The sequence below is a fragment of the Veillonella sp. 3891 genome, from assembly GCF_003992315.1.
Classification (GTDB): domain Bacteria; phylum Bacillota; class Negativicutes; order Veillonellales; family Veillonellaceae; genus F0422.
In genome coordinates this window covers 81,326-89,781 of the sequence record NZ_RQVE01000007.1, presented here as the reverse complement: position 1 = coordinate 89,781, position 8,456 = coordinate 81,326, and the positions used below count along the sequence as shown (strand labels likewise).

9 protein-coding genes and 5 tRNA genes are annotated in these 8,456 nt (G+C 40.2%); 2 read left to right on the top strand and 12 right to left on the bottom strand.

Going from position 1 to position 8,456, the window contains the following annotated elements:
* Both EO118_RS05350 and EO118_RS05345 read right to left on the bottom strand, forming a co-directional pair.
* Positions 1-107: GTP-binding protein (locus tag EO118_RS05350; protein ID WP_149306083.1), on the bottom strand; the 107-nt coding region annotated here is incomplete at its 3' end.
* A gap of 225 nt (positions 108-332) precedes the next feature.
* The gene (locus tag EO118_RS05345; protein WP_127068981.1) at positions 333-956 is read right to left on the bottom strand and encodes a hypothetical protein; all 624 of its coding nucleotides are present in this window, start codon (positions 954-956) and stop codon (positions 333-335) included.
* A 212-nt stretch (positions 957-1,168) separates the two neighbouring features.
* Between EO118_RS05345 and EO118_RS05340 the strand changes: the two genes are divergently transcribed.
* Together EO118_RS05340 and EO118_RS05335 are read left to right on the top strand one after the other, a co-directional pair.
* The gene (locus tag EO118_RS05340; RefSeq protein WP_127068980.1) at positions 1,169-1,441 is read left to right on the top strand and encodes a type II toxin-antitoxin system Phd/YefM family antitoxin; all 273 of its coding nucleotides are present in this window, start codon (positions 1,169-1,171) and stop codon (positions 1,439-1,441) included.
* Positions 1,422-1,748, top strand: a complete 327-nt coding sequence (locus EO118_RS05335; RefSeq protein WP_127068979.1) for a type II toxin-antitoxin system RelE/ParE family toxin — start codon at positions 1,422-1,424, stop codon at positions 1,746-1,748. The genes EO118_RS05340 and EO118_RS05335 overlap by 20 nt, the downstream gene beginning before the upstream one ends.
* Positions 1,749-1,850: 102 nt before the next feature.
* Here EO118_RS05335 and EO118_RS05330 read toward each other — a convergent pair.
* The 10 genes from EO118_RS05330 to EO118_RS05285 form a co-directional block, all read right to left on the bottom strand.
* Positions 1,851-1,927, bottom strand: a tRNA-Met gene (locus EO118_RS05330).
* A 7-nt stretch (positions 1,928-1,934) separates the two neighbouring features.
* Positions 1,935-2,010: transfer RNA gene (locus tag EO118_RS05325), tRNA-Thr, on the bottom strand.
* Between the two features lie 25 nt (positions 2,011-2,035).
* Positions 2,036-2,111 (bottom strand) — tRNA-Met (locus EO118_RS05320).
* Between the two features lie 7 nt (positions 2,112-2,118).
* A tRNA-Tyr gene (locus EO118_RS05315) sits at positions 2,119-2,203 on the bottom strand.
* A 7-nt stretch (positions 2,204-2,210) separates the two neighbouring features.
* Positions 2,211-2,286 (bottom strand) — tRNA-Thr (locus EO118_RS05310).
* 422 nt (positions 2,287-2,708) lie between these two features.
* Complete coding sequence (locus EO118_RS05305) at positions 2,709-5,810, bottom strand: YadA-like family protein (RefSeq protein ID WP_127068978.1); 3,102 nt, start codon at positions 5,808-5,810, stop codon at positions 2,709-2,711.
* Positions 5,811-6,438: 628 nt separating this feature from the next.
* Positions 6,439-6,777, bottom strand: a complete 339-nt coding sequence (locus tag EO118_RS05300; protein WP_127068977.1) for a hypothetical protein — start codon at positions 6,775-6,777, stop codon at positions 6,439-6,441.
* 129 nt (positions 6,778-6,906) lie between these two features.
* The gene (locus EO118_RS05295) at positions 6,907-7,425 is read right to left on the bottom strand and encodes an N-acetylmuramoyl-L-alanine amidase (protein ID WP_127068976.1); all 519 of its coding nucleotides are present in this window, start codon (positions 7,423-7,425) and stop codon (positions 6,907-6,909) included.
* Positions 7,422-7,751 (bottom strand): hypothetical protein, encoded by a 330-nt coding sequence (locus EO118_RS05290; protein WP_127068975.1) that lies wholly within the window; start codon positions 7,749-7,751, stop codon positions 7,422-7,424. Before EO118_RS05290 ends, EO118_RS05295 begins: the two co-directional genes overlap by 4 nt.
* A gap of 121 nt (positions 7,752-7,872) precedes the next feature.
* The gene (locus tag EO118_RS05285; protein ID WP_240626878.1) at positions 7,873-8,439 is read right to left on the bottom strand and encodes a hypothetical protein; all 567 of its coding nucleotides are present in this window, start codon (positions 8,437-8,439) and stop codon (positions 7,873-7,875) included.
* Between the last annotated feature and the right edge of the window lie 17 nt (positions 8,440-8,456).

Below are 8,456 nucleotides of genomic sequence, written 5' to 3'. Positions count from 1 at the left end.
AGAACTTTAGTGATTGCTGCTGTTAAAGTAGTTTTACCATGGTCAACGTGACCGATAGTACCAATGTTAACGTGTGGTTTATTACGTTCGAACTTTGCTTTTGCCATTGTTAAAATAGCCTCCTTCAATACAAAAAAACTAATTACCTTTATTATATATGATTAAATAGAGAAATACAAATACAGTTTACTTATTTTATAGGAATTACATATGTTTCTACTTCACTTTTTGATAATTTCTGCGAAAGTCTAACCTAAGATTCCAAGTGTTTCTTGTATAGGTGTGGCAACATACATTCCGAGTACATACTGTATATGTATCAACTGTATAGCTTACAACCCTTTTAAGATATATTCTAAAATAAGTTGAACAATGCCAGTGGCTAGCAATAATAGGAACGCTTTTATTAATGTACTTTTAATAATGCAAGCCATAAGGGATAGATTCATGTAGAAAATCCAGATGGCCACGGCAAAGAAAGCCGCTAGGAAAAGGAAAATAAGTTCCATACCGTAGGACGTTGCTAGAAATAGCCCGGATCCGAAAAACGGAAGCAAGAGCAGGCCTAATACGACGCCATACACATTGGTGATGACCTTGCCGTAGATGAATCCTTTCACCACATCCGTCCAAGTCGCCTCACCTTTTGTCAACTTGTACAAACCGTAGAAAATCGCACTGTTAAAGAAGATAGACACCGCTTGAAATAGGAAAAAGACGATAGCCAAGCCAATGATAATCGCCGATCCTAAAGCGTTAATTTCTCGATAATAGGCAGGCATGAAAAAGCCCACTAGCGGTAACACTAGCGTAGCTACTAACAGGCAAAACACTAGCTCAAGCCCAAAATAGGTAAGTAATCCTTTTTTCACCGTTCCATGCTCTGCAATTTGATCAAAACCCTTACTCTTAGGGTGCCAAATTAATTCTTTTAAATCATTAAACCATGTTGTCATATGTACCTCGTATAGTTAATACCTGTAGTCCATATCTATCGCTTTAGCCATAGAGCCACTACCTTTCTATACTCTCATTATACAAATTCAATTTATGGATTTCAATGGACATCTAACTAAGTTAACAAAATAATTCTTAATCTCCTGGTTTATCTTTATCTAATATTCTGATAAAATAAAGATATAATTATGATAATAAGGAGGTGTTTACTATGATTCATATTCGCCCAGTCTCTGACTTGCGAAATAAATTTCCTGAAATTGAAGAAACCGTGATTAACTCAAACTCACCTGTATTTCTTACAAAAAATGGATATGGTACCATGGTGCTGATGAGCATCGAGCAATATTCCACACTCACTATGGATGTAGAAGAAAAACTTGATGAAGCAGATACATTAGCTAGAAGTTCAACAACACGACTTTCTAAAGCTGAAGTATTTAATGCGGCAAGGAGCTATATCGATGAACAAACCAACATATAAACTAACGTTTCTTCCTATCTTTGAAAAAGATTTAATAGAAGTTACATCGTATATCGCGAACACCCTACAAAATCCAGATGCTGCTCATCAGCTGCTGGATGATATAGAAACTGCAATCGAAAAGAGGCTACTAGCGCCGCTTTCCTTTGCGCCTTTTCGCTCTTCAAAAGCAAGAGAGTATCCATACTACAGAATCAATGTGCGAAATTTCTCCATTTTTTATGTAATTATCGGCGATACTATGGAAGTCCGTCGACTTATTTATGCAAAACGTAATATAAACGAAATACTAGTTACAAATATATAAAGGTTCTATACTTAAAGGTTGGGGATGCTCATATAAGCGCATCCCCAACCTTTCTTGAATCTAATTTTAGGCATAAAAAAATCCCCACCTAAGTGAGGTTATTGGTGGCGGCACACGGATTTGAACCGCGGACACACCGGGTATGAACCGATTGCTCTAGCCAACTGAGCTATGCCGCCAAGTATATGGAGCTAGTGACCGGGATTGAACCGGTGACCTTATCCTTACCAAGGATACGCTCTGCCGACTGAGCTACACCAGCACATTCAATCACTAACGAATTAACATGGTTGCGGGGACAGGACTTGAACCTGCGACCTTCGGGTTATGAGCCCGACGAGCTACCAACTGCTCCACCCCGCGATAAAAATGGTGGAGGGAGAAGGATTCGAACCTTCGAAGTCGAAGACGGCAGATTTACAGTCTGCTCCCTTTGGCCGCTCGGGAATCCCTCCAAAAAAATGGAGCTGGCGATAGGAATTGAACCCACAACCTGCTGATTACAAGTCAGCTGCTCTACCGATTGAGCTACGCCAGCACATTCACATATATTATTATATATGTCCTTATGTAGTTTGTCAAGAACTTTTTCTACTCTGTAGTGGTGCTCCTGACTACTTGTATATAATAACATACCCCTATGTATAATGCAAGTGTTTTATAAAAAATTTTTTAACTTTTTTGGGAAAAGTTTGTACGACCTCCTAGGAACTGCTATTTTACATAGCAACCTTGCGCCTTTCTCTTACTCCCCAAATTACACAAATATAAGAAGACAGTAATATCCCTCATCCCCTAAAACGCCATTAAGGATAGGAAATAGCGTGGCGTTCTTTTTGCTTACATTTGCAAACATAAGAAGAGCGCGACATGTTCCGAAGCAAACCTAACCACTGTATCAGTTTGCGTAGGAATGTGTCGTGCTCTTCCCTTTGCTCAATATTAAGCTAAAACGTCACGCTATTTTCTAGCCAAAACAAGTTGTTTCAACATTTCAATAGCCGCTTCTTGCTCTGCATTTCTTGCCTTTTCACGTTCTAATTCAGCACGAAGCATCTCTAATTCAGATTTAGGCACTGTTTGAACTTCGTCACTACTAGATCCAAATCTGAAAGTAGCCCCTGCATTGTACATGTGTTTATTTCCTGAAAGAGCAATACCTGCATTGAACATCGTTCTTTCATTTGTGAAATGAGCCACACCTAAGGCAAACCCCGTTTTATCCTCATAGTGACCAACGCCCGCCATCACTTGCGTATGTTCATGTTCGTTGTAATCCAATGGTTTCAACGCTGAAAGCGCCGCATTCATGGCATTGCCAGAGCGACTTTCATCACGCACATCACCAATGGTATTGTTTAACGTTTGCAACGCCTTATCCATAGACTTCGCAGATGTTTCAATTATCTTCGTTACATAGTCCACATTTGCAGCCGCTGTTTTATCCTTGCCATCTGGCGTTTTGATACCTGTAATCGTACCTGTACCATTGCCTTTATCATCCGTTTTAAAAGTAATTGTTGGCGCAGGATTAGACGCATCTGTACCGTTGGAAATTGTAATAGTCGCATTGGTATTTGCACCACCATGAGTGCCTGTACCAGTATTTGTACCACCTGGTGTAGGATTACCCTTAGGATCTACGATCGAAATAAAGTCTGGTAAGCTTGCACCTTTCATGTAATCTACGAAATCTTTTTCAGATTTGCCTTCATTACCTGGTTGTTTCTTCCATAGGTCGTAGGCAGATTTGCCGTCAGCACCGTTTTCACCTTTTAAGGATGTTAGGTATTCAGCTTCTGTTTTTCTATCATTTCCAGCTTGGGCTTTCCATACTTCATAAGCAGATTTTCCGTCAGCACCTTTTTCGCCAACTGTACCTGTCTCGCCTTTTTCGCCTTTGTCGCCTTTCATAGCTTTGGCAAAATCTTCAGCAGTTTTGTTTTCATTGCCTGCGATGGTTTTCCATACGTCTAAAGCAGATTTACCGTCGTCGCCTTTTGGCCCTTTAAAATCCGCATCATTTTTCAGTGCTTCTTTGTCTAATTTAACAATGGTTTTGCCATCTTTAGTTTCAGTTGTAAGACCATTAGAGAACTCATACAGATTATTAATGATATTAGTGATATTGCTTTTCGTCACTACTTCGCTACCACTAGCGGTAAGTTTACCATTATCGTTTGCCAAGGTAACTGGGTTTGTATCACCAATGGACACGCTTGTGAAAGTCGGTGATTTCAGCATACCAATACGCACAGTCTCCGCATCCGCATAGGTAATCAAATTATCAGAAGAATAACTCGCAGCTGGTGCAGCGGTAGAGCCATAGACAGTACTCACTTTTCCCTCAATTGGTAGAATGCCACCAATTTTAGTTTTAATGAGAGTATCCTTTGTACTCGCTTTCGTTGTTTCATCTTTCGAATCGTAAGAGTTTGTGGACACTGTAAAACCGCCATTCGACACAGCTTTCAATTGCGCCACATTCACCGCATCTGTATCTTCCGTACCTGCTGCGACATTGATAATTTGGCGAGTTTCTCCAGTGGTAGAGTTACCAATAGATACCGCACCTTTTCTTGCCTTCCAAGTACCTACTAGCTTATTGATTTCTACTTCCTTGTCGGATACTTCTTTATTTTTCGCATCTAACTTAGTTTTATTCTCTGCTAATTGTGTTTTGACAGCTTCTAATTCCGTCGCATTATTGGCAGCCGTCAACTCTTTTTGTTTTTCTAATAGTGTATTGCGTTCCGTTTGAATCGCTTCAGCTTCTTTTTGTAACGCTTTATACTCTGCATCCTTTGCATCAAATTGCGCTTGCAAATCAGCACCTAATTGCAAGGCATCATCAGCACCTTTTACAACAGAAGTTTCAGATGGATCATACCCAATCACATCAGCATTACGATTACTCAATGCATTATATCCTATAGCAACAGACTGATCTGCTTCTGATTTTGCAGCATTCCCTAATGCTATACTTCTTTCACCATTTGAAATAGCTACCGCACCAATCGCTGATGAGCGCGCACCATTTGCTTCTGTCCCATAGCCTACTGCTGTACCAAAAATACCATTACCTTCTGCGAACGCCCCTTGCGCTACTGCATAATTCCCTATGGCCTTACTTGCATAACCTATCGAAACGGATTGTACTCCTGTTGCCTTCGCAAAACCACCTTGAGCCGTAGCACTTTTATTGGCCTCTGCTGCATAACCGGATGCTACAGCAACTTCTCCTTTCGCCTGGCTTCCCATACCAAGCGCTAATGCACCTGTAGCGCCAGCCTTAGCAGCTGCACCCAAAGCTACGGTCTCATCTGCTGTAGTTGCACTTTGATGCCCCATAGCAACAGCATTATTAATGGAAGTTTCTTTAGTAAAATTATTTGCCATAGAGCCAATCGATACATTCGTGTTTCCTGTTATATGTGTTCCAGAATTTTGACCAATAGAGACATTGTTTAGTCCATTTAAAGTATTAGCGGCATTAAAACCAATGGAAATATTATGATCACCCTGTACATTCGATCCTGCTGTATTACCTATAGAAATCTCATTAGAACCTCGTGTACCGCTACCTGCATTATAACCTATAAGTGTATTAATATTCCCCGTCGTATTTTGACCGGCAGAATAACCAACGAAGATACTCCCTATAGTAACTGAACTATTCGCAACATCACTTGCATTGTTACCAGCTCCAGTACCAATAGCAATGCCATTAACTATATTAACCACAGCTCCATTACCGATAGCTACACTATTAAGATTCTTAGCTTTACTTCCAGTGCCAATAGCCACAGCGTTTGCCCCAGAAGCTTTGGAAGCATCTCCAATGGCAAGAGAACTATTTGCACTTGCTTCTGCTAATTCACCAACAGCTACTGCATGATCGCCAACCGCACTCGCATTAAACCCAACTGCCACAGCCTTACTGCCAGTTGCACTTGCACCCTCACCAGCTTCGTAAGCAGACATTCCTACGGCATTCACACTCACCCAACTCGTAGTCAAAGCACTTACTGCTAACACTGCTAACGTAGACTTTCTATTCATATAGTCCCCCTCTTATCATAAAGATCCTAATCATATCCGCTTTACATGATTATATGATACATATTATAACTTGACCGAAAGAACCCCGTCAAATACCGTATTTAGCCTTTTTATATAAAGCTTACTGTTGTAACAGTAGTATTTCATAACAAAATATGGTATACTGAATATACAAAAAGAAGAGCCATCAACGTTTGAACGGCGTTAGGCTCATCTCAAGAAAGTTTGAAATGAAAACGTGCCTAACGTATTAAGGTGCCCTGACCTTATTCGTTAGGCTTTTTCATTACTTATCTAGTAAATCTAAAAGTGCTATGATTAGCAAACAATTCCCTAGGAACGCAGTTATGCGTAGTAGCCTTGTGGCTTTCTCTTACTGACCAAATCACACAAACACAAGAAGACCGTAACATACCCCTGAACAAGCATAACCACTGTATAGTTGAGTATCCCGATTAACCATTGATATTATCGAATTCTCATTACTATAGGTTGAGCAACAGTTGAGCAACCGCAATTAAATTAGAATGAATTAGAGTGAATTTATATTATATAAATTTAAATATAAATAAGCCTACTAAGCCTACTAACCTATTACAGGCGGTAGGCTTTCCTAGTATATAAAATTTTATTTCACAGCTAATCCAACAAGTAATAATCCACTAATCAACGCCCACGTGTTGCGTTGTCGGTGTAACCGTTGTTCTGTCGCCTTGTTGCGCTTGATGTCCTTGCTCAACATCTCTAATGAGTTGTTCATTTCGCTTAAGGATTGCTTCTGCATCATCAAGTCGTTTTGTGCTTTCATCAATTCGCTCACTTGCTTGTTGTTGATAGACTTCAATTCTTGTAATTCGCTCGCTTGCTTCACGGTTAAGGCTTGCGCTTCTGCCAACGGAATTCGAGACGCTTTGATTAAGTTCAAGGCTGTTGCGTTGTTGCTCTTGAGCTCGTTCCAGGTCGTCAACGGAACGTTGATAGTCGGAATCGTTACCTCCGCCGAAGATAAACCTGCCGAATAAGAGAATGAGCACGGCAGCGCAAATGTAATAAATCCAAGAATACCGACTAATATAGTTTTTGATAGTTTCATACATTATGCAACCTCGTAATCAGTAATTCCACGTGCAATTGCTCGTACAATCTTATCTAAATTTTCTGTCATAAATTCCAAATCATCATCATTGTCGATGAATGCAAGTTCTACAAGCACTGCAACCGCATCTGTATGTTTCAACACCCATAAGCCGTCGGACTGTTTAACACCACGGTCAATAGTGTTAGTGCTCCGAATAATTTGGGATTGAATGTAATTGGCAAGTCGTTGGCCGTTGAATGATTTATACCATGTCTCAGTACCACGTGCATTGCGTTGTTGCGATGCGTTACAATGCAGGGATACAAATACATCTGCACCCCACTCGTTGGATGTAGCGCATACCATATCAAGGTCATCATCTTGCATGATTTTAACTTCACACCCTGCATTAGTTAAGTAGTCAGCAAGCATTTCGCCTGCTTCTCGAACTACATCACACTCACGTGTTCCATAAGTAGGGTTTACCGCCCCACTATCTACCCTAGGGTCGTGTCCTGGATTAATAAAAATCTTCATTTCTTTTCCTCCTTTTCTAATTGATCAGGGATTCCGTCACCGTCTCTATCCACCCATAGGGCAAGGAACCCCACAAGTGCTGTTAAAACGGACGGAATAAAAATGTGGTCGATTATGTTGATTCCAACCGTAATCAACTTGCTTAAATCATCGGATACTTGTCCTTTGGTAAAGGCAAGCACGTATTCAACAACTACTAGTAATATTGGTACTAGCATGACCAGTACCAATAATCGTGTCGCCAATACTCCAGTAGGATGGATATTGGCGATTCGGATATTGTTGAATACACCCTTAGCCTTATTAATTAACTCTTCTTTAATCATAAAATCTCCAATCTCATATGTTGGTCACGTTCATATAAGGCCATTCTTGGGGTATTTTTAAATACACCCTTAGCCTTATTAATTAACTCTTGTTTAATCATAAAATCTCAATTATCACATGTTAACCATTACCCCTCCATGCTCTGACAATCTCCAATAGTTTTAAATATAACTTATTGAAGTCGATTAAATCATCCTCAACCAGTTCACGCAAATTCTCTATGATTGACCAGCATTCTGAAAAGAATGGGATCAACATAAATACGAATGCGAATAGATGGTCGAGGTATATTGCCGTATTTGGGATTTGAATGTCTGGCAGTGAAACGAATATCACTGATAACACCATCCATGCTGGGTATTGCACGCATAGCTTAATAAGCAAGTCACCTCGTAGGCGCTCACTCATCAAATATCTCTTGCTTTCATTCGTTTTCTTATTAAGGTACTTCCCTCTACCCCATCCATACCATACTAGCGTGGTGAGAATATTTAAGGCATTATTGGCTCGGTCGTTATCTTTGTTATAACGTAAAACTTCTGTTGCCACTCGCTGAGTGGTATCCACAAATAGCAATGCCGTAGTTAGGATGATAATTACACCCATATCTACGACATGTTCATGCGATACACCACCAATCAACGTCGTTAGGATTTCATTGATTAAGTTCATCGTTTTTCCTTTCATTACGCCCTCCGTTAAGG

Coding starts and splice junctions, on each gene's coding strand:
- EO118_RS05295 (WP_127068976.1), bottom strand. CDS start 7,425: ATGAAGATTTTTATTAATCCAGGACACGACCCTAGGGTAGATAGTGGG.
- EO118_RS05290 (WP_127068975.1), bottom strand. CDS start 7,751: ATGATTAAAGAAGAGTTAATTAATAAGGCTAAGGGTGTATTCAACAAT.
- EO118_RS05305 (WP_127068978.1), bottom strand. CDS start 5,810: ATGAATAGAAAGTCTACGTTAGCAGTGTTAGCAGTAAGTGCTTTGACT.
- EO118_RS05340 (WP_127068980.1), top strand. CDS start 1,169: ATGATTCATATTCGCCCAGTCTCTGACTTGCGAAATAAATTTCCTGAA.
- EO118_RS05285 (WP_240626878.1), bottom strand. CDS start 8,439: ATGAAAGGAAAAACGATGAACTTAATCAATGAAATCCTAACGACGTTG.
- EO118_RS05335 (WP_127068979.1), top strand. CDS start 1,422: ATGAACAAACCAACATATAAACTAACGTTTCTTCCTATCTTTGAAAAA.
- EO118_RS05345 (WP_127068981.1), bottom strand. CDS start 956: ATGACAACATGGTTTAATGATTTAAAAGAATTAATTTGGCACCCTAAG.